Below are 22026 nucleotides of genomic sequence, written 5' to 3' on the forward strand. Positions count from 1 at the left end.
AATTACACATATTCAATACAGATAAATATTTCTGAATTTATAAAAAAAACGCCTAGCCCCATTAATTAAATGAAGCAAGGCATTTTTTTCAAGGGAAATAATTATTTTTCTTTTTCAAAATATGATTCCTGATATTTATTACTTGGATCCCAAAGTATCCATTCTTCATACCCGGCATCGTAAATTGCCTTGATTTGCTGTCTGATCTGTTCCGTACCATAAGTCTGGAAATAACCTGCTGGCAGATATTTCGCAGTAAACGCCTGTATATATGGTCTTAATTTTGCCTTGTAGTTCGTAGTTTCAGATATTTTCTTCTTTGCTGATAACAAAGAATTGTAAACTACACCATAAGGATCCATATCCGGTTTGGTATAAGTAACCCCATTAATCTTCTGACCTACGCCATTACCCATTATTCCTTTTGGTGAATTATTTGCATAGTGTGACGGGTAAATCATTGGGCTTATGCAGTATATATCTTTTCCAACTTCCTGGAATCTCTGTCCAATACTTTCTCCATCTAATTTACTTTCAATAATTATTGCAAACACGTCTGCTGAAACAGGTATTCCCAACTCCTGATGAAGTTCTTTTTCAGATTTTGCAAGGAATTCGTTTATTGCTTCGGCCTTTTCAGGAACATTTGCACCATAACTAATGGATTTTTTACTTCCTGTAGGGAATCTTACATAGTCAAACTGAATTTCATCAAAACCGTATGATATAGCTTCTTTTGCGATTGCTAAATTGTAATCCCAAACCTCTTCCATATAAGGGTTTGTCCAAGGGGTTGAACCGTTTTCCAGCCATAGTTTTCCAGTTGGAGTCTTTACCCCCAGGTCTGCTCTGTTTTTGGCCAGAACAGGGTCTTTGAAAACAACTATTCTGCCTATTACATATATTCCATTGTCATGGAATTTTTTTACAACATCTTTAGGATTATAGTATTTTACTTGCTTGCCATATTTTTTAACCAAATCAAGGTTTGTGCTATAATTTACCGCACCATCTTCCTTGACATCAATAACCACAGTATTCAACTCAGAATTTTTCGCCATATTTATAATTTTATCAACTTTTGCCGAAGAACCAGCAGAAGGCCCTGTAAGGTATACGGCCTTAACTTTTGCTTTTTCAATACTTGGCGATAATTGTAACCCTTCGGATTGAGGTACTTGCTCTTCTTTTGTAGAATCTGAGGCTGCTGTAGAATTTGCAGCTGTCGAATCTGAAGGCTTTGTCTCAGTACTTACAGCAGATGAAGGAGTTGTGCTTGTACTTGCGCTTGTGCTTTGAGGGTCTTTTGTCCCGTTTTCATTACATCCTGTAAGAAAAAATGAACCTGCTGCAACGGTCATACTTAGAAAAAGAGATGTAAATAAAACCTTAATGTTTTTCCTGTTTTTCATTTAGAAGTTCCCCATTCCCCATGTTTTTTGTGATATTATGTAGTATAATCATGAATTGATATTTTCAATCAGATACATTGAGATTATACAGAATCCGGGTAATAAAATCAAACCTATTTACAACATATTTGTAATATATATAACGGAAATATTTGCCAAAATAAAAAAAGACCTAATCTCCATGTAGGAAATCAAGTCTTTATAAAATTTACTAATTAAATTAATTGAGCTTATTTGGATTGACAATTCTTACTTCAAGAGGGTTAAGAGAATTTCCATTAATATCTGTTGTTATTGGCTTTTCGCTGCTTCCATAACCATCTGCGTACAAGCCTAAATTAAGCTGGTATATAGCTCCATAGTAATCCTCTACATCATCATCCTTATATGTGGATACTTTGGGGCTAAACTCAATTTTCACCACATCTCCTGCATCATAACTTCCGTTTACTTCTATGTCAATCATATATTTATCTTTTACTTTAATGACTTTTTTAGTTATTTTATTATCATTAACCTTTAAAAACTCAGTAGAATCTTTTTTCTTTACAGTAACCTTTATATTTTTGCTGACCAATTCCAAGAAAAATGGTTTTTCATTGATATTCTTTTTATTTGTAACATCAGTATTCATAACCATTCCTGGATTTGAAGTTCTGTTTTTGAACTGTAACTCAAAAGAAACAGGTATATACGAGCCCAGTACAAACTCAAGATTTGGGTTTCTTGAATTATTTATTATGTCATACGATACAAAACCCAGTTCTGTTTCAACAAAAGGATACATTACAACATCTGCAATGTTAGAGTAAGGACCTTTTACACCGTTTGCAACGGCAACTACCTTATAATAGTATTTTACTCCTCTGTTGTTTGTGGTTTTAGGAATAGAATTATCCAAAAAGGATATTTCTGTTATTCCTTCTTTAATGATTTCGTATGGCCCATTAGGGCTATTAGACCTTAATACGCTATAGGTTTGAGCCCCTTGAGCAGGATTCCACCGCAGCTGAACAGCTTCTCCCGCCCGAGCCGCCTTTAAGTTTGAAGGAGCAGCAGGGGGTACAGCAATAGTTATTTCTCTTGATTTTGCACCCTCATAGCCATCTTTTATGGCCGAAACAAAATACTTATATACCTTTCCGTATTCAACCTTATTGTCAGTATATTTATTATCTATAGAAAGAACTGTTGTCTGTATTCCGTCGCTCACTCTATACAGCCTGTATCCCGAGGCAGTATCTACCGGGTCCCATGAAAGGTTAATTGTGTTTTTGTTTACAGTACCTTTCAGATTCTGAGGTGCACCCAGTCCCACTACAACCTTCACAGGCTCAGATTTTGCACTCTCTCCTGCCTCATTCCAAGCACTTACACTGAATTTGTATTCACCAAATTGCAAGTTAGGCACGGTGTATGAATTATCTTTTACATTAATTATTGTGGTATTGCCTTCCCAGTCTGTTTGATAAATCTTATATCCCTGTGCTTCAGGAATACTGTCCCATGTAAGTACTACACTATTGTCATTATTCAAATCTATATTAAGATTTATCGGAGTCCTGGGAATATCAATTTTTCCGTCAACAAACAGCTGAGAGTTTGGGACTACTTCTTTTGCTTTTCGCGGATTACTCCATAAAAGTTTTGCAACGGCATCGTACTCATTTTCATAGTATTCCATTCTAATTCTGTACTTTTTGCCCTTTTCCATTTGTACTGACTTTGAACTATTCTCTGTTTCAGAATGCTTTTGCCAGTTTGAAATCAAAAGCTCGTTTGTATCAAATCTGCCATTTCTGTTTAAATCAATCCATAGTTTCACTCCGTCGTCTGTTATGGTATAGAATGTATAGTTCTCGTCGAACTCCGGCATAATATACCCTGACCAAATCACTGAATAGTGGTCAGCATTGACTTTCGGATCAGGCGCCCTATTGCCCCATCTGTAGTAAAGTTCTGCATTATCTTTTGTAAAATCAATTTTAGGGTCAATTCTGGACATTGCAAGTTCCGTATTTTCCATTATATAATTTGTGGTAAAATTGCTTTCCAAATCATAGCCATAGTTTGTTAAACTACTACCATCAATAGTTTTCCAGTTATTATATTCCGCATACAACCCATTAACCGTCAGAATCAAGGCAGTGGCAGAAGCTTCATTTGAAAATGGTCCCAACTTCTCTCCATTCTCTGAAACAGCCTGCACCTTATATGTATAGGTTTTTCCAGGCAAAACGTTATTGTCAATAATGGAGCTGTCAGATAACAACTGAGGAAGCGGAAGAAAATCAGTATCACCAGGACCTTTTCTCCACAATTTGTAACCTTCCGCACCATTTACCTCATCCCAGCTTACCAATATGCCATCTCTTTTAGCAATTGCCCGAAGGGTTTGAGGCGCCACAAGCTCTTTCCCCGGTTCTTTTCCCCATATAAGTTCACCATCATAATATACTGTAACTCTTTCCCAATCCACTTCTTCTCCGGGATTAAATGAGTAGTGATTAGCCTGTTTAAATTTTCTCAGTTCAGACGTATCTCCAGTGGTTTGAGCTATAAATTCCTTTACTATTTCAAGCTCAATATCAGCATGTGAAGTATTATTGCCTGATTTCCCACTAAGCTCATAATTCTTTGAACTGACAGTATAGTCCTTGGCCCAGTTCCACCACCATCTGTGTTTCTCATTATCAGAAGAACAATTGCTGCCTCCAATATTAATATTTTTTACTAAAATATCATCCAGCCAGTTTACATCACTCTTTATAAAAATGTCATTCCATAAACTGCTATGATACCGTAAAAATTTATACAAATAATTCGTGTAACTTGATACGTTATCTTTTGACGGAAAACCGATTTCAATAAAACAGTTGGTTTCAGGTGTTGAATACTCACCCATATTAATAAATACTGATGGTAGGGTTTGTATAACATCTTCATATGGATTTGACCGGCTAGACTGGTAATTATAAATTTTTCCCTCTACTTTTTCAGTTTTAGGAGCAACCTTGTTTAAGTCACCATCCATGTTAAAGTAGTAATGTATTCTTACTTTATTTAAATCAATATTATTACTACCCTCGTTATACAGCTTTAACACCGAATGAATTCTATCCTTAGACGAAAACTCAGAAGGATTAGTTGGATAACTTTTTTCAGTAAGTCTAATCTGTATTTTATTTTCTGCAGGCTGTCTCACTATAGTGCATCCCAAATCAGAGAAGTTCATCCATTTTACATAACCGTAGATATCCATGGAGCCATGACTTTTTATAGTTCTGTTTGATAGCAATCCGGAGCCAAATGAATACTCTCTGTTTGATTTATCAATGTTTTTATAGGCAGAAAACTCATATATTTTCAAACCCAGTTCTTTTCCAGACTTGTTTGTAAACCTAAGCACAAGTTGGTTATTTCCACTAAGAGTTATAACAGAATCACTGGTATTTGTGATTTTCACCTTGATATACTGGAAAATACCATTATCATAGTTGTAATCACTACAGGAATTATTATCAGGAAACCAATCCTCGTATCCGTGGCTCAATATAACATCTGTAAACCAGACAAATATTGAATCAACCTTTTGAATTTCTACAGTCAACCTTTGGTCGCCAGATAGTGTATTTGATTCTTCTGTGTATGTATTACTTTCAGCCAGAACTGTCTGTGGAATCATTAGCCCAATCATAATGATAAGAGCCATCAAGACACATAGTGCTTTCTTGAACATTAGCATCAACCTCCATGCAATTATTTTATTTTTCTTCCTTCCATGAAGTTATCTTTATATTTTTAACATTTGGTTTTTTAATTGTCTTTATAGATGAATTACTTAAAATAATCTCCGACGCATTGTAATTAAACAGTCTCCCTGCATCGGGTTCTTCACTCAAAAGTATATCTACGACATTTTCATCATAAGAAATATCTGCTCCTCCAAGAAATACTATATTACCCTCTGCAATTAATATCCCTTTGAATTTAGTCCCTGCCCCTACATATATATCACCTGCAGAATAGATAATCCCTTGCAAATATCCGTCCTCTCTTGGAATATCTACACTGTTTACCTGCCCTCCTGATAAAACAACATTATGGCTGCTGTTAAGTAAAAAAATTCCTGATTTGGAAACTACTATTTCATCCGGCCTTACTTCTGTATTAATAAGTCCTTTTTTTTCGCTGGCACTTCCGTTATCCGTCAGGCTCTTAGCAGGCTTTACATCCATTACCTGTTCAAACTCCTGTACAAATAAATTCATGTTATTTCTATATAAAAGAGACCTCATACCTTTTTCAATATAGTACTGTTCGTTACCCGTCTCCGTAAATCCACCATATGGTCCATAAACCGTATCGTTGGCGGCAACAGCTCCAAAGCACCAGCCTTTAACTTTATCTGTTTTTCTAATATCATTGCCATCACTATCTTTTTCATAATATGCTATTTTGATATCTCCTGAATTTAGGTAAGAATAATATCCCACATCATCCTTCCAAAAGTTATCCCATATCCATTTAAAGTGCATAGCTCTGTCAAGTATGTTGAACAAAGGCCTTGTTTGACTTCCCATCATCATTTGTACTGTGGTAGACTCATCAGACTGACTTTCGTTCTTGGACTTATAATTAAACCCTGCACTAATAAGTTTTTGCTGTTCTATAGGGTCATTTACATATATATAATCATCAGCGTCCGGCACGCCGTTTTTATCACGGGTATTGTCAAATAAATAAAATATATTTCCGGGGAATTCCTCCTTTGACGGAACTTCAATGTCATCCCACATACGGAATGCTTCTGCCGGTAAACTTCCCGATTTCAGTACTGATATTCCTGAAAAGTACATTTTATTGTCAGTAATATTTTTATATTCGTTAAAGTACGTTGTTCCTCCAATATAAAGACTTCCGTTTATATTAAGGTTTGAGTCCCCCGAAACTATAACTGCACTGGAAGTATCATACCCAGAGGCTGAATCCCCTGGATTCAGCCCTACAATCATACCCTCCCCGGCTTCTCCTCCATCCCACTTACCTATATTTACAGTGGAATTATTTGAATCAATTCGTAAATCATCAGTTAAGATAACATTCTTCAAGTTAACTTCACTTGAATGAGCCTTATTTTCTACTTTTACACTTCTGGCATAAACATCTCCTTTTTGAATGTTTATTTTTGATGGTGAGTTTGCATTACTATACAGAGTATGAATATATGCTGCGGTAATTGCATTACCTTCTTGAATATTAAAAGAGCCCGGGAGATTTGTGAAATCAAAATCAGACATACTGGGTATAGCATCTATTATGCTATTTTTAATGCTTTTGTTATCATGTCCCAAATTGGTATCATTCCAAGTATCTCTTGTCATCCCTGCCATAAAACCGCCATATTTATAACCATCAGCATTATAGTCAATATCAGTACCGTTTGTGGTTGGGATATATCCAAAGCAAATAGCATTTCCCTTCTCAATGTTAACGGTTCCGCTAACCGAAATAATATTTTTTCGTGCCACAATAGCTTTATTTTTAAGTATTTCAGGTTTGTTGTCCTTATTGACCTTAACCTTTGTAAGTTTGCTGTAAATAATTGGTATTTCAGAATTGTCATTTACTGATTCAGTTAAAAGACTAAACTCTGCTAAAATGCTTCTTTTGTAAGTATACTTGCCTGACTTGTATTCTCCCGTTGATTTTACGGTGATTGAGGAAATTTCATTTATCTGAAGTGTGGTATCAACTATAGACGAATAAAATTTTTCAGATTTATTGGGACGTATTAAGCTGTAAAAAAAGCTTCCATCATTTATTATAACATCTTTTCCCTCTTTAGTAACAATATGTTGGACACCATGGGTTATAGTACTGTCCCATTCTCCTCCGGCAGCTGTCTGCTGTTCAATCCAATCCAGCAATAATTTAAAAAATTGATATTTATATTCAGCTTCATAAATATCATTTAGTTCTTTCTCTTTCAATACCTTAATATTATTAGAATCAGTAGTATCAATTATTTCGTTGAAAACAGGCAATCTGTCATCAATAGCCTTTTTAATCACTTGGCTGGAAGTTACCCTTGCTTCATCTTGTATTTTTCCTACTTGCGTATCCAGCTTTTGAGCAACTTTTTCGGCACCTGCCTGAGCAGCAAACAAAGCTTTGCTTCTGTCAGATGTTACAGTACTCATAACAAGTTCTGAACCTGTAAGTGCCATAACAGCCAAAGCAGTAGCAGATAAAACAAACACTAAGAATAAAACCATAGCCAAAGAAGAACCATTACTGTTTTTAAAATAACCCCTTATTTTACACATTGTAATCACCTGCTACTTCTTTACATAGGATGAGGCTGTATAAATAACTGTGCCATCTTTTTTTCTGATTTCAACTACTATTTTGAGAAGTTCATTCATCCAACCACTATAATCAAAAGCCTTTGTTTCCATGTAATTAATTTCATATTCCATCTTGCTACTTTTATTAACAAAGCAAACTCCTGGTTCCAACTCTTTGCCATCAGTTACATATGCCTTAAGATTAACCTCCTGATTGCTGTAAGTAAAAACCTTAATCTGCTCATCAGAGTTGGGCTTACCATCATCATTTTTGCAACTTAACTTAAGCTTTATATAATCCTGACTGACCGGTGTAAATTCTAATAAACTAACAGGTGAACTTTTGCCTATACCACATTTGAAACTAGAGCCATTTTTATCAAACTCCATAATTAGTTTCTCAATACGGCAATTAAACCCTGAATCAATTTTCATACTGCTTGGACCTATGGCTCCATGAAGTACTCTCAATTCAATCATAGGTATCTCATTATCCCCACTAGTGCCCTGTTCAATAATGAGCTCCAAATCAGGGTTATCTGCTTCAGAGTAATCATATGTATAATCTGTTGTAGGCGTTAACTGACCCTTTTCTACGTTTACAATCTTGTAGTATGGTTGCAGCGTTGTGCTAACCGCCTCTTTAAAAGGCTCTATGTCAAACGGTAAGTAACTGTCCCCGGTACTTCTAAGGTTCTTTTTAGACTTTACTTCATCCATCACCATTTGTGCTATGGAAGCCGCTTTAATCTTTTGCTCCGAATCCCTGTTATAGTAATAGGAAGACAGGGTTATACTCAGCAAAGGTCCTGCAATTACCGCCAGTAAAATTACTGCAGCCAATACTTCTATAAAGGTTTCGCCATTTTCATTTTTAAGCAGCTTTTTGAGTTTAAGCATAAAAATCACCTGCTATTATTGCCTAATAACATTTCCAACTGTTTTCCCAATTTCAACTCTGGGCAAACTGGAATCATCCATGAAAATCTGATAAACAAGTTGCTTATCCGAATTATTAATTATATTTAGTTTTACACCTGAATTGTCGTTCTCATCTCGCCTCTCAGAAGAAATAATAACAAGCTTTAAATCCTCTCCCACCGGAACAAATTCCATAGTCTGCCTGTATTCCTTATCAGGGTAACTTTCATGGTCTGTTTTAAATTTACAGAAATATTTACCGTTTTTCTGCTCAATAAATATTTCAGCATTTTCTATACCCTTGTTGTCACCATAAACTACCGAGTAGGAATTTTCCGGTAACGCCGGGTTTTTACAGTTAATTGATACACTTGGAGCAAGCCCACCTCCGAAGTGAGATGCTACTACAGAAAAATCATACATACTGGGAATATTTTCATCCAACTGACTTTTAGCTTTATCTTCAACATTGTTGTTAGTATTGCTAATATTCTTATCTTTTGTATATCCGGGTTGCCCTAACGGATTAAATCCATTATATGCTTTAAAAATATCTTTTTTTCCGTTAGCGGGAATCGGAGCCCATTTGCCATCTTCAAGCATATAATATTCGCCTGCTCCTTTATCCAAAATTCCGTAAAATACTATATCAGCACTCAGCTTTAAGTTTTGCTTATTTTTATCATTCTGGTTGCTGCCCTGTCCGGGTAAAATACTAACCGCTTTACATAGCGCCTTGTTTTTGAGCTTTGAAATCTTATCAAAATAGGCTTTTATTTGCTCATTACTTCCAGTGGCCTCAAGTTTAACAGATACACCGTAGCTTTTGCCATCCGGCATAGCATAATCATCTGCACTGCTTTTTTTACTTTTAAGTCCCCAAAGATAAAAGTAATTTCTGATATCAGACAATATTCCATTACCTAACTTACTTCCATCTCCATTTTCTAAAATATCATTATCATTAACCTTATCCCCATGTCTATCGGCTTCTTTTTGAGTAGTATCCTTGTCTTCTGACGAAGAATCATCCTCTGAATCTGCCTTACCTCCATCAATCCCACTTATAGAGCTGAAAGAAATTGACTTTACTTCCAGTCCGGCCTCACTTGTTAAATTATCCATAAGCACCAGAAGCTCATCACTGTCAATACTTGGCGGATAAGTTTCTCTCAAGTCCCACAGCTTTTTAGAGAGTATCTTGATATCTCCGTCAATTCTGTTTACCTTTGCCTTATAAGCCATATTTATGGCATAGGAGTCATTTAATGTTGCAATGTCCGTTTTAAGTTGGCTGATGGAAGCTAACTTTGGCAACAATAAGAACTTCAGAAAACCAACAGTAAATACCACAACTCCCAAAGCAATTAGTAGTTTTTTATCACGTTGAGTTAACGTCATATGTATCTCCACTTCTTTCATAGTTTATCAAATAATCACTCAAACTGAATCAAAACTATTTACGAACTTTCTATTACAATAAAGGATTTAAGTATACGGTCAATTGTTCTTGCCTTAACATCAAAACTATTAGGCTCGCTTTTATATTTAACTATGAAGCCCTTGTTGTCCTTGACTAGGCAAAGCTCTAAATATTTATATCTGGTTCCCTTTTCATCTCCCAGATACATTACTTTGTAAGCTTCCTCTCCTGAGCTTTTAGTCTTGGAAGTATATATTTCATCAAATCCTTCCAGCTCATTTTTTAATTTATTAATTCTCTTATCAGTAAATTTCTTTGATGTAAGTTCAGTAGAAATGACAGTGATTTCAAGAGAATCTGCATCTCTAGAAGTCAATCTATTATTTGCTGTAAACAAAACATTATCATTTTTATCTGCTTTTTTACTCCAGTCAGGCTCATAACAAATCCTGAACCCGTTATTCCAGCTATTATATATAATAAGGTCGCTTTTCTTTATACCATTTAAGGTAACTTCAAAAGTAGTACCGTTATTTACTTGATTATTTGAAATATTTGATAAAACAACACTATTAAAATAATCATCATCCATAAGATTTCTTAAAAAAGAAGCCAAGGTGTTCTCATCCGTTGAAACGCCCTTTAAAACAACTTTTGCATCTGATTCGTTATTTCCCGTTGATGCAAAATTCTGGATAAAAAGCTTCTCAGGGCATGCATTTTCGATTGCATTAACAATACCCAAAATATCAAGACGATTAGAGGATAGTCTCTTTCCTTCAGCTTCCCTTACTTCTACTGCTTTTTTTAGAGAATTGAACTCATTCACGGTTTCAACATAGCTATTCGTACTATTTACCTTCTTTTCAAGTTCTTGTTTATTATTACGCAAATTGTTTTCATAAATTGTAGGAACTATATATGCAGCGGCAACTATAATGCCTATACAAATTATAAGGATAGAGAGATATGTCTTTTTAACTTTATTCTTTTTGTCAACAATCAAACTTTTAGGAATAAGATTTAAGTCTTTCAAATACTATCCCACCCTTGCATGTATATTTTATCTACTCTTCTATATTGGGGAATCTGTAGCTGCTTTCAACCTCTACAATTCCGCTTTTGCCGCAAGATACCCTGACTTGAACTCTTAATTGGTCATTATCGTTAAAATTATTTTTTATAATTTTTTGAAGATAAAAATCTATTATTTTAATTTCTTTTCCTGAAGAAGATTTTTCATTAATCCTCTTACCGTTATATTTAATCACACCTCCGCTACTATCCGTTTCATACAAGTACTCTGTGATTCCATTACCAGAAGGAATACTTATACTGCATCCATCTGGAAGTATATCTTTAATAACTACTTCACTGCATTTTGAATTTGACTTTCCCAAATCACCTATTATGCCATTGAAGTTTATTCCATCGCCATACAGAACTTCTCTTGCTACTTGCTGAGCAGCCGCTTTGTCAGCCTCTACCACACATTTGGTATAAGTAGTAGTAAAAATAAATGATAGTGGTACCATTAGTATAAGCAAAATCGTTACTGCCCCGATTACCTCTGTTAAGGTAACACCCTTTTCACTTTTAATATTCAATAATGCCCCTCCTCACCATGTCCCTTAATACGAGAAGGTCTATTTAAATGTCCTGTTCAAACACCCTACGGCGTTAATCAAAATAGGATAGTCCTTGTCAAAAGCTTCTTTTCCTTTATGCCCTTTATAATCAATTTCTTTTAATAAAGGAAAGGGTAAAACCGGCATATTGAAAGTACTTGAAAAGTACTCTGTAATACCTGTCAGTTTACTGCCACCGCCATAAATGTAAATTTTTTCTACATTGTTTGAATTATCTCTGGAATTATAGAATTCAAAAAACCTGTTTAAATCAGATATTATGCCGTCAAGTGCCCCTTTAATAACCTCGCCTAAATCATTAAATCTATCTTCCGAATCAGACTGACTGTTAAACCCTTTAAAAGACTTTTTAAGTTCCTCAGCAGCTTTAAATTCCAGATTGTATTTATTTGCAATAATGCTGTCAACCTCTGATACACCATTTAATAAAATCCTGCTGAATTTTAAAATGTTATTTCTGAAAAAACATACTCTAGAAGTATCCCTTCCTATATCAACCACAGCATATTCTTCTGCAGCTTCGTCATTAGACAGGGGTAAAAAAGATAAAAGCTTCAGAACACAATTAGATGGAATATCTATAGCTGCTAATTGCTGTTTTAAAAGCTTTGCCAGATTAATATAAGTCTCAATTTGCTTATTAGGAGCAGCTACAACCAACACACGAATCTGCTCTCCTATATTCTCCATAACCTTAAAATCAACGGTATAATCCTTTAAATCCACAGGAAAATACTGCTGGGCCTCAAATTCAAGCATCTTCTCAATTTCCTGTTCCGTTGATTTTGGCAGTATTATATCTCTTGTAATAACTCCCGTTCCAGTAACAGTCATTACAAGAGCCCCGCCTCGTATTTTGTGAGTTTTAATAGCATCAGAAATAGCCGCAGCCACCGTATCCGCATCAAATATCATACCGTCATTAATGCACTCAACGGGTGTATTAATGATAGCATATTCATTTATTAATATATTTTTCTTACTTGCGGAGCCGCAGACAATTTTAATAGTGTCATTCCCTATATCCAACGCCAAAAGATTTTTTCCAATCATATCTTTCGCCTCAATATTTCGATTTATATATCTATTTGAGTAAGGTCATGTATTGTTCCAGTAAATTCCATCCGTATAGAATTGTTATAAAAGTCCCAATTGCTATATATGGCCCAAATGCAATAGTGGACTTTCTGTTATTCTTTTTTAGTATAATGAGTAAAACACATCCGATAGCCGCTGCAAAGACAGAAAGCATTAAACTGATAATTGTCATACGCCACCCAAGGAAAAGGCCAATAACCGCAAAAAGCTTTATATCACCCATTCCCATAGCATCATCACTCTTGTAAACAAGCATTCCCACAAGGGAAACAATTAACAGAAAGCTTGTACCCACAGCAAAACCCAATATAGGGTTAAACCATACTCTGTCTCCAAAGATATACACCGGATAAAATAAATTGTATAAAAATAAAGCTGAACCGCTTATTAAACCTGTAATAATAAACCCATTTGGAATTATTCTGTACTCTGCATCTATGAAAGCAATGCAAATAAGTATGCAGGATAGCAATGTCATGGCAGCAAACTCAACTGTTAATGAGTATTTTAGATAAATTACAACAAAAACAGCTGCTGTAATGATTTCTACTATGGGATTCACGGCGGATACTTTCTCCCCACAGTAGCGGCATTTGCCTCTCAAAAATACAAAACTGAATACAGGCACAAGATCCAGTGGCCTAAGTGTTGTCCCACAACTGGTACAACGGGATGGGGGGCTTATAATAGACTGCTTTTGTGGTATGCGAGAAATACATACATTAAGAAAACAGCCTATTACAAGCCCGAATATTATTATGTAAATTATGATTAATGTTTGCATTTTGATTAAGGATTCATATTAATCCAATCTGCTGTAGGACTTGGTGTTGCAGTGGCAGCAGTGACTTCACCTGTTTTGGGATTAATATAAAACTTCTTGTTACTATCGTGAGGTTTCGGAATAGATGCCAGTGCATCTCCTATTTTATTCTTTACGCCTGTAAAATCAGACGGAACCGATGCATTTGAATCGCCAGCCATACCTACTAAATATGCATTTTGAATTGCCTTTAAGTTAGCTGCATCCGCACTATTTCTTGCCTTTTGCACTTGATTTAATACCATAGGTGTTGCTACCGCAGCCAGTATACCCAGAATTGCTACAACCACAATCAACTCTGTAAGGGTATAACCCTTTTGATTCTTCTTTACTTTCTTAATAAACTTGAACATCAGAACTCCCCCTTATTAGTTATATATATATTTATTTTATTGGCCCACACCCTGATACATGCTGAATATGGGCAATATCATTGCTACAACAATAAAGCCTATTATAACCGCAAGTACCATCATCAGAATTGGTTCCATCATAGCAACCAGTTTGCTTATAGATGTCTCCACTTCCTCATCATAGAAATCCGCCACCTTTTCCATGATGGAATCAAGAGAACCTGCTTCTTCTCCAACACTGATCATATGAGTTACCATCAGCGGAAAAATTCCCATTTTCTCAAGAGGTGCTGCCAAATTTGAACCCATTTTAATACTTTCCTTAACCTTTATAAGACCTCTGGAAACAATCTGGTTGTTTACTACACCGTCTACAACCTCAAGGGCATGAATCAGAGAAACACCTGATTTTAACAAAGTACTCAAGGTTCTTGTAAAACGTGAGGCCAAAATCTTCTGAACATTTACACCAACCATTGGCAGTTTAAAAATAAAACTGTCAATTAAAAATTTACCGTATTCCGTACGTTTAAACCTTCTAAATCCAAACACCACAGCTGCTATAAAAAGAGCAAATCCTATCAAAAATAAAGGATTGGTAAAAAGTCCACTTATATATAATATTATTCTGGTTGGCATTGGAAGTGACCCTCCAACACTGTTAACCATACTTACAAATTTAGGTACTATGAAGACAATCATAAATGTAACCATTACTAAGGCAATACACCCTATAACCGCAGGATACATCATAGCAGTTGAAACTTTTGACTTAACTTTGGTGTCTTTTTCAAACTGTATTGATAGTCTCTCCAGAACTAGTTCAAGGGTTCCGCTTACCTCACCCACTTCTACCATGCTGACCATTAGAACCGGAAAAACTTTAGAAAGTGATTTCATTGATTCGGAAAGTGTTTTTCCCTTCTGTACATCATCATAAAGTTGTGACATTGCATCACGCAGGGTAGGATTCTGTGTTTGGCTACGCAACAAATCAAGACATCCGATAACAGAAACTCCCGCATTTAGCATAGTATGAAATTGCCGACACAAAATTGACAGGTCTTTAACCTTTACATTTTTATGTACTTTAAACTCAAATTCCTTACCGTGTCCGGTATTTTCATACACTGCCATAGGAAAATACCCTTTGTCTTTGACAAAAGCTATTGCCATGTTGACGTCGGATGCTTCCACATTGCCGGATACTGTTTCACCTGACTTGGTTTTAGCATTATAAATATAATTAGCCAACAAAAATCACCTAAAAAGTATATTATTTAAAAATATATTATTGTGAACCACAAATGTATTGATATGGAAATGTTTATATATTTAATATATCATAACCTAATTAATAGTCAATAAATATTACTCGATTTATCCCATATATCTGATAATATTATCCGGATCCATGGCATAAGTCATTGCATCCTCTTGGCTTATAATTCCTCTTTTATATAGGCTTGCCAAACTTAAGTCCATTGCTTGCATACCGTATTTTGCACCTGTCTGAATCTGGGAATTAATCTGATATGTTTTCCCCTCACGTATTAAATTCCTTATAGCAGGAGTAGCTACCATAATTTCAATAGCCGGAACTCTTCCAGGCTTATCTTTTCTCGGAAGAAGCTGTTGGGAAATAACTGACTGAATGACAGTAGAAAGCTGAACCTTTATCTGCTGCTGCTGATAAGGAGGAAATACATCTATTATTCTGTCAATTGTATTAGCAGCTCCAATAGTGTGTAACGTAGACAAAACTAAGTGTCCTGTCTCTGCCGCAGTAACAGCTATAGCTATGGTTTCAGTATCTCGCATCTCTCCTACTAGAATTACATCAGGATCTTCTCTTAATGCAGCTCTAAGTGCAGCAGCATAGGATTGTGAATCATTCCCTATTTCCCTCTGATTTACAATGGATTTATTGTGTTTGTGAAGATACTCTATAGGGTCTTCCAATGTAAGTATATGGCAGTCTCTATTTTTATTTATCAAATCAATAATTAAAGCTAAAGTAGTTGACTTTCCACTTCCGGTGGGGCCGGTAACTAAAATCATTCCCTTAGTTTTCTTGCTCATGTCCGTAACAATATTAGGTAGGCCAAGTTCCTCGATAGAAGGAATAAGCAAGTTTACCATTCTGATGGCGGCACAGCAGGTACCCCTTTGTTTGTAAACATTAACTCTGAATCTTCCCATACCTTTAAGTGAAAAAGAAAGATCCAGTTCACCAATCTCCTGATATTTTCTCCACTGTTCTTCGTTGAGCATACTTCTGACGAAAGCTTCAGTATCTGAGGGCATGAGCTTTTCTTCACCTATGGTAGAAAGTCTTCCGTTTTTTCTGATAGTTGGAGGAACCCCCACTGTTAAATGTAAATCTGAAGCACCAAATTCTAAAGTCTTTTTTAGCAAATCCTCTAATGAAAGCATAATAAATTCCAAAGCCTTTCTTATCAAAACAATATCAAATTATTAATTATCTTATCTATAAATTTAATCATTTGAATATGCAATACGGATTAATTCATCAATAGTTGTGTATCCTGCCAGCACTTTTTTCGCTAAATTATCTCTTAGTGTAACCATTCCATTTTGTATGGAATAATTCCTGAATTCTTCTTCCGAGCATTTTTTATTAATCAATTCTTTGTGCTTCTTTGTAATTGATATCAACTCATAAACTCCATGTCGTCCTCTGTACCCGGTATGATTGCACATGGGACAACCTCTCCCCTTGTATAAAACAGTCTCTTTATCTGTGATACCCAATACTCTCTTCTCATCCTCATTTGCTAAATATTCTATTTTACAATTATTGCAAATTTTTTTGTATAATCGCTGAGCAATAACACCTACAATAGACGATGAAACCATATAAGGTTCGATTCCCATGTCTATAAGCCTTAAAACCGAGCTTGGTGCATCGTTTGTATGAAGTGTACTAAGCACCAGATGTCCGGTTATTGCTGCTCTGACAGCTATTTCCGCAGTTTCTCTGTCACGTATTTCACCAATCATTATTACATCAGGATCCTGTCTTAATATAGACCTGAGTCCTGCCGCAAAAGTCATACCTGTTTTTGTATTAACCTGAACATGATTTACTCCATCAATAACACACTCTACAGGGTCCTCAACTGTTACGATATTGATGTCAGGGCTGTTGATTTCACTTATTGCACTGTAAAGAGTAGTAGTCTTTCCACTTCCTGTGGGCCCCGTTACCAAAATAATACCGTGGGGGTTGAGAAGCATTTTGTGAAACTGCTTCTCCTCTAGTTCATTAAACCCTAGTTGACTTCTACTCAAAACAAATGCCTTTTTATCTGCAATTCTTATAACAATTTTTTCCCCAAAAATTGTTGGAAGAATTGAAACTCTAAGATCATATTCCTTTCCGTCAACCTCTATACTTATCCTACCGTCCTGTGGCAGCCTTTTCTCCGCAATATTCATACCACCAATTATCTTTATACGTGCAGAAATTGCAGGCATTATGTCAATTTCTGGCCTCATAATTTCACAAAGCTGACCATCTGTTCTAAATCTGATTTTTATGTATTCTTCAAAAGGCTCTATATGTATATCACTGGCTCTGTTTCTCACAGCTTGCTCTATAATTGAATTAATAACCTTAACGGCAGGTGCGTTATTAATTTCTTCAATTTGCTCTTCTGATGTATCTGAATTTATCTTTATTGTAGAGACTTGTTCTTTTTTAAATTCCTCAACAGCCTTCATAGCTTTTTGTGCACTGTAATATTTATCTATTGCTTTGGAAATATCATCTAGACTTGCAATAACAGGCTGTATCTCCATACCTGAATAAATGTTTAAGTCATCAATCGCAAAAACATTCAAAGGATCACTCATTGCAACAGTCAAAATTCCTTTTTCCTTTTTAATAGGAATAAGACCATACCTCTTAGCAATACTCTCAGGTATTGCTAAATAAGCTGATTTATCAATATTATATTTTTCAAGTTTAACATGTGGAATACCAAGCTGAAATTCAAGAACTTGAATTATGTCATCTTCAGTAACATAACCTAATTTTGTTAATATAGAACCCAGTTTCTCACCGGTTTTTTTCTGCACTTCAATAGCGGATTCAAGCTGATTTGGTGTTACCATTTCAACTTCCAACAATAAATCTCCAAGCCGCTTTCGTGTCTTGTTGAGCATTAGCAATCACATCCAAATAAAGTTTAAAACTTCTACTATCTATTTATGTATATTTTTCTGGTATAATGTATATATTCCATATTGTTACTTAAAATCCTTTTATTTTATCAAAAATTATATATTTCCCAAAAAAAATTAATAGATATTATTTAAACATGCTCTTAGTTGTTAGCTTCACTATATTAATAAAAATTAATCGACCATTAACAACCAATATTAAAAAATTTATAAAAAAAAGACCCTAAAAGAATCTGTTGATGAAATTTTTTCATAAAAAAAATAGACCCTAAAGGATCTATTTTTTGGCTCCTCAAGTAGGACTTGAACCTACGACCCTGCGGTTAACAGCCGCATGCTCTACCGACTGAGCTATTGAGGAATATAAATCTGGCAGAGACCTACTTTCCCGGGCCGTCTCCAGCCAAGTATTATCGGCACTGAGATGCTTAACTGCCGTGTTCGGTATGGGAACGGGTGTGTCCATCTCGTCATTTCCACCAGAAAATTCACAGATTTTAATATGCGTCGCACTACTTCGTTACCTTCCTAGCTCCGGTACTCATTTATCCACATAAACTCCGTTCCTCGCTTCGCCGGTGCCTTGTATTGCTTGCATCTGAAAATCTGATTCTGACTTATTAATTTTTGCTCAGGTACTTTGTACCTTCAGAACTGACTAATGTTATTCTTCTAAGAAGATGTGAAGCTCTCTCATTGTCTAGTTTTAAGACCTTCTACTTTTTTGATACCTGTTTCTTTTGGGTCAAACCCTCGACCTATTAGTATCAGTCAGCTTAACACATTACTATGCTTACACTCCTGACCTATCAACCATGTAGTCTACATGGGGTCTTACCTATTGCTAGTGGGATATCTCATCTTGAGGTGGGTTTCACGCTTAGATGCCTTCAGCGTTTATCCCTGCCGAACTTGGCTACCCAGCTGTGCCATTGGTATGACAACTGGTGCACTAGAGGTTCGTCCATCCCGGTCCTCTCGTACTAAGGACAGATCCTCTCAAATATCCTGCGCCCGCGACAGATAGGGACCGAACTGTCTCACGACGTTCTGAACCCAGCTCGCGTACCGCTTTAATTGGCGAACAGCCAAACCCTTGGAACCTGCTACAGCTCCAGGATGCGATGAGCCGACATCGAGGTGCCAAACCTCCCCGTCGATGTGGACTCTTGGGGGAGATAAGCCTGTTATCCCCAGGGTAGCTTTTATCCGTTGAGCGATGGCAATTCCACTTTCATACCACCGGATCACTAAGCCCTACTTTCGTACCTGCTCGAGGTGTCTCTCTCGCAGTCAGGCTACCTTATGCCTTTGCACTCGCTGTGCGATTTCCAACCGCACTGAGGTAACCTTTGGACGCCTCCGTTACTCTTTGGGAGGCGACCGCCCCAGTCAAACTGCCCACCTGACAGTGTCCCTAGACCAGCTTATGGTCTCAGGTTAGAGTTCCAGTACTTTTAGAGTGGTATCCCAACGTCGACTCCATGATGGCTGGCGCCACCACTTCTCAGTCTCCCACCTATCCTGTACAAAAAATACCGAAACCCAATATCAAGCTACAGTGAAGCTCCATGGGGTCTTTCCGTCTAGTCGCGGGTAACTTGCATCTTCACAAGTACTACAATTTCGCCGGGTACGTTGTTGAGACAGTGCCCAAGTCATTACGCCATTCGTGCGGGTCAGAACTTACCTGACAAGGAATTTCGCTACCTTAGGACCGTTATAGTTACGGCCGCCGTTTACTGGGGCTTAAGTTCATGCCTTCGGGTTTCCCCTAAGCAATTCCCGTAACCTTCCAGCACCGGGCAGGCGTCAGCCCCTATACTTCATCTTTCGATTTAGCAGAGACCTGTGTTTTTGATAAACAGTTGCTTGGGCCTATTCTCTGCGGCCTCAATCTCTTGAGGCACCCCTTTTCGCTAACTTACGGGGTCAATTTGCCGAGTTCCTTAACAACGCTTCTCCCGCTCGTCTTAGGATTCTCTCCTCACCTACCTGTGTCGGTTTGCGGTACTGGTACCTTTAATCTGGATAGTGGTTTTTCTCGTCAGTGTGGAATCTGTCACTTCGGTACTTGTTTTCCCTCCGCATCACGTCTTCGAAACATCCGGCGGATTTGCCTACCGGACTATCTACCCCGCTTGCACGATCTTTTCCAGCTGATCGCTTGACTTATCCTCCTGCGTCACCACCTCTCTCATAACGATTAACGGTAGTACAGGAATTTCAACCTGTTGTCCATCACCTACGCCTTTCGGCCTCAGCTTAGGTCCAGACTTACCCTGGGCGGACGAACCTTCCCCAGGAAACCTTAGGCTTTCGACGGTAAAGATTCTCACTTTACTCTCGCTACTTATTCCGGCATTCTCACTACTGTCTCGTCCACAAGTCCTTTCGATCTTGCTTCAACCTACTACAGTAAGCTCCCCTACCACCCTCGTACATCCAATACTACTGCTAACGGTACAAGTTTAGCTGTATGTAATTTGACGAAATGTTTTGATTTATTTTTCATTTGTTACATTTCGTGAAATTACCTCTTCGCTTCTTATTTCATTTAGCAATACTATTGGATGTACGCTGATCCATAGCTTCGGTACACAGTTTAGCCCCGGTAATTTTCGGCGCAGGCTCACTCGACTAGTGAGCTATTACGCACTCTTTGAATGAGTGGCTGCTTCTAAGCCAACATCCTAGTTGTCTTAGCAAACCCACATCCTTTTCCACTTAACTGTGATTTTGGGACCTTAGCTGATGGTCTGGGCTGTTTCCCTTTTGACCATGGGACTTATCTCTCATAGTCTGACTCCCAAGTAACATCATTACGGCATTCGGAGTTTGATAGGGTTCGGTAACCCGGTAAGGCCCCTAGCCCATTCAGTGCTCTACCTCCGTTTGATTTTCCCTTGAGGCTAGCCCTAAAGCTATTTCGGGGAGAACCAGCTATCTCCGAGTTCGATTGGAATTTCTCCGCCACCCACAGCTCATCCCAGACCTTTTCAACGGTCATGTGGTTCGGTCCTCCACGAGATTTTACTCCCGCTTCAACCTGTCCATGGGTAGGTCACCCGGTTTCGGGTCTATAGCATGCAACTTCTCGCGCTTTTAACACTCGGTTTCCCTTCGGCTCCGTACCTTCTAGTACTTAACCTTGCTGCATACAATAACTCGCCGGACCGTTCTACAAAAAGTACGCTGTCGAGCTTTAACGCTCTTCAACTGCTTGTAAACATAGAGTTTCAGGTTCTCTTTCACTCCCCTCCCGGGGTTCTTTTCACCTTTCCCTCACGGTACTGCTTCACTATCGGTCACCAGTTAGTATTTAGCCTTGGATGGTGGTCCACCCTGCTTCCCACGAGGTTTCACGTGCCTCGTGGTACTCTGGATTCTAGCCTGCCTCTCAACATTTCGCTTACGGGACTTTTACCCTCTATGGTCTCAGCTTTCCAGCTGCTCATTCTGCTATATCTCAAGGATCATTATGCTAGTCCTCAACCCCAAAAGATATTGCTATCTTTTGGTTTGGGCTCTTCCGCTTTCGCTCGCCACTACTTACGGAATCTCTTTTGATTTCTTTTCCTGTTGGTACTTAGATGTTTCAGTTCCCAACGTCTGCCCTCGTAACACTATGGATTCATGTTACGATGACCGAGTGCTTAACTCGGCCGGGTTTCCCCATTCGGATATCTACGGGTCAATGGCTATTTGCGCCTCTCCGTAGCTTTTCGCAGCTTGTCACGTCCTTCTTCGCCTTCTGGTGCCAAGGCATTCACCCTATGCTCTTAGTA

Annotated in this window: 13 protein-coding genes, 1 tRNA gene and 2 rRNA genes (1 of these 16 running past the window's edge); all 16 read right to left on the minus strand. The window is 37.3% G+C overall.

The window, feature by feature from the left end:
* Positions 1–101: 101 nt before the first annotated feature.
* Positions 102–1412 carry a putative glycoside hydrolase gene (locus tag K412_RS0103180; RefSeq protein WP_024831775.1) on the minus strand — a complete coding sequence of 437 codons (1311 nt, stop codon included), beginning with the start codon at positions 1410–1412 and terminating at the stop codon, positions 102–104.
* Positions 1413–1632: 220 nt separating this feature from the next.
* Complete coding sequence (locus tag K412_RS0103185) at positions 1633–5151, minus strand: fibronectin type III domain-containing protein (RefSeq protein ID WP_024831776.1); 3519 nt, start codon at positions 5149–5151, stop codon at positions 1633–1635.
* A 25-nt stretch (positions 5152–5176) separates the two neighbouring features.
* Entirely contained in the window at positions 5177–7741 is a 2565-nt protein-coding gene (locus tag K412_RS0103190) for a pilus assembly PilX N-terminal domain-containing protein (RefSeq protein ID WP_024831777.1), read from the minus strand.
* A gap of 12 nt (positions 7742–7753) precedes the next feature.
* Positions 7754–8662, minus strand: a complete 909-nt coding sequence (locus K412_RS0103195) for a type IV pilus modification PilV family protein (RefSeq protein ID WP_024831778.1) — start codon at positions 8660–8662, stop codon at positions 7754–7756.
* A 15-nt stretch (positions 8663–8677) separates the two neighbouring features.
* Positions 8678–10084, minus strand: coding sequence for a hypothetical protein (locus K412_RS0103200; protein ID WP_024831779.1), 1407 nt, complete (start codon positions 10082–10084; stop codon positions 8678–8680).
* A 59-nt stretch (positions 10085–10143) separates the two neighbouring features.
* On the minus strand, positions 10144–11142 hold the full coding sequence (locus K412_RS0103205) for a PilN domain-containing protein (RefSeq protein WP_024831780.1): 999 nt from the start codon (positions 11140–11142) through the stop codon (positions 10144–10146).
* Between the two features lie 31 nt (positions 11143–11173).
* Positions 11174–11713: a hypothetical protein gene (locus K412_RS0103210; protein ID WP_024831781.1), complete on the minus strand. Its 540-nt coding sequence runs from the start codon at positions 11711–11713 to the stop codon at positions 11174–11176.
* A gap of 39 nt (positions 11714–11752) precedes the next feature.
* A complete protein-coding gene (gene pilM / locus K412_RS0103215) occupies positions 11753–12808 on the minus strand; it encodes a type IV pilus assembly protein PilM (protein WP_024831782.1) in 1056 nt (351 codons plus the stop codon).
* A 31-nt stretch (positions 12809–12839) separates the two neighbouring features.
* A complete protein-coding gene (locus tag K412_RS0103220) occupies positions 12840–13637 on the minus strand; it encodes a prepilin peptidase (protein WP_024831783.1) in 798 nt (265 codons plus the stop codon).
* Between the two features lie 5 nt (positions 13638–13642).
* A complete protein-coding gene (locus tag K412_RS0103225; RefSeq protein ID WP_024831784.1) occupies positions 13643–14029 on the minus strand; it encodes a prepilin-type N-terminal cleavage/methylation domain-containing protein in 387 nt (128 codons plus the stop codon).
* Between the two features lie 36 nt (positions 14030–14065).
* A complete protein-coding gene (locus K412_RS0103230; protein WP_024831785.1) occupies positions 14066–15283 on the minus strand; it encodes a type II secretion system F family protein in 1218 nt (405 codons plus the stop codon).
* 126 nt (positions 15284–15409) lie between these two features.
* The gene (locus K412_RS0103235; RefSeq protein ID WP_024831786.1) at positions 15410–16465 is read right to left on the minus strand and encodes a type IV pilus twitching motility protein PilT; all 1056 of its coding nucleotides are present in this window, start codon (positions 16463–16465) and stop codon (positions 15410–15412) included.
* 63 nt (positions 16466–16528) lie between these two features.
* Complete coding sequence (locus tag K412_RS0103240; RefSeq protein ID WP_024831787.1) at positions 16529–18220, minus strand: GspE/PulE family protein; 1692 nt, start codon at positions 18218–18220, stop codon at positions 16529–16531.
* 303 nt (positions 18221–18523) lie between these two features.
* Positions 18524–18599: transfer RNA gene (locus K412_RS0103245), tRNA-Asn, on the minus strand.
* A gap of 6 nt (positions 18600–18605) precedes the next feature.
* Positions 18606–18722: ribosomal RNA gene (rrf, locus tag K412_RS0103250) — 5S ribosomal RNA — on the minus strand.
* Positions 18723–18979: 257 nt separating this feature from the next.
* Positions 18980–22026 (minus strand): 23S ribosomal RNA (locus K412_RS0103255); it runs 8 nt beyond the window's last position.

The organism is Ruminiclostridium josui JCM 17888, assembly GCF_000526495.1.
Lineage (GTDB): Bacteria > Bacillota > Clostridia > Acetivibrionales > DSM-1351 > Ruminiclostridium > Ruminiclostridium josui.

Bases quoted from the DNA above. Each gene is read 5' to 3' on its own strand.
- pilM (WP_024831782.1), bottom strand. From the start codon at position 12,808: ATGATTGGAAAAAATCTTTTGGCGTTGGATATAGGGAATGACACTATT.
- K412_RS0103195 (WP_024831778.1), bottom strand. From the start codon at position 8,662: ATGCTTAAACTCAAAAAGCTGCTTAAAAATGAAAATGGCGAAACCTTT.
- K412_RS0103180 (WP_024831775.1), bottom strand. From the start codon at position 1,412: ATGAAAAACAGGAAAAACATTAAGGTTTTATTTACATCTCTTTTTCTA.
- K412_RS0103190 (WP_024831777.1), bottom strand. From the start codon at position 7,741: ATGTGTAAAATAAGGGGTTATTTTAAAAACAGTAATGGTTCTTCTTTG.
- K412_RS0103220 (WP_024831783.1), bottom strand. From the start codon at position 13,637: ATGCAAACATTAATCATAATTTACATAATAATATTCGGGCTTGTAATA.
- K412_RS0103235 (WP_024831786.1), bottom strand. From the start codon at position 16,465: ATGCTTTCATTAGAGGATTTGCTAAAAAAGACTTTAGAATTTGGTGCT.
- K412_RS0103240 (WP_024831787.1), bottom strand. From the start codon at position 18,220: ATGCTCAACAAGACACGAAAGCGGCTTGGAGATTTATTGTTGGAAGTT.
- K412_RS0103185 (WP_024831776.1), bottom strand. From the start codon at position 5,151: ATGTTCAAGAAAGCACTATGTGTCTTGATGGCTCTTATCATTATGATT.
- K412_RS0103225 (WP_024831784.1), bottom strand. From the start codon at position 14,029: ATGTTCAAGTTTATTAAGAAAGTAAAGAAGAATCAAAAGGGTTATACC.
- K412_RS0103200 (WP_024831779.1), bottom strand. From the start codon at position 10,084: ATGACGTTAACTCAACGTGATAAAAAACTACTAATTGCTTTGGGAGTT.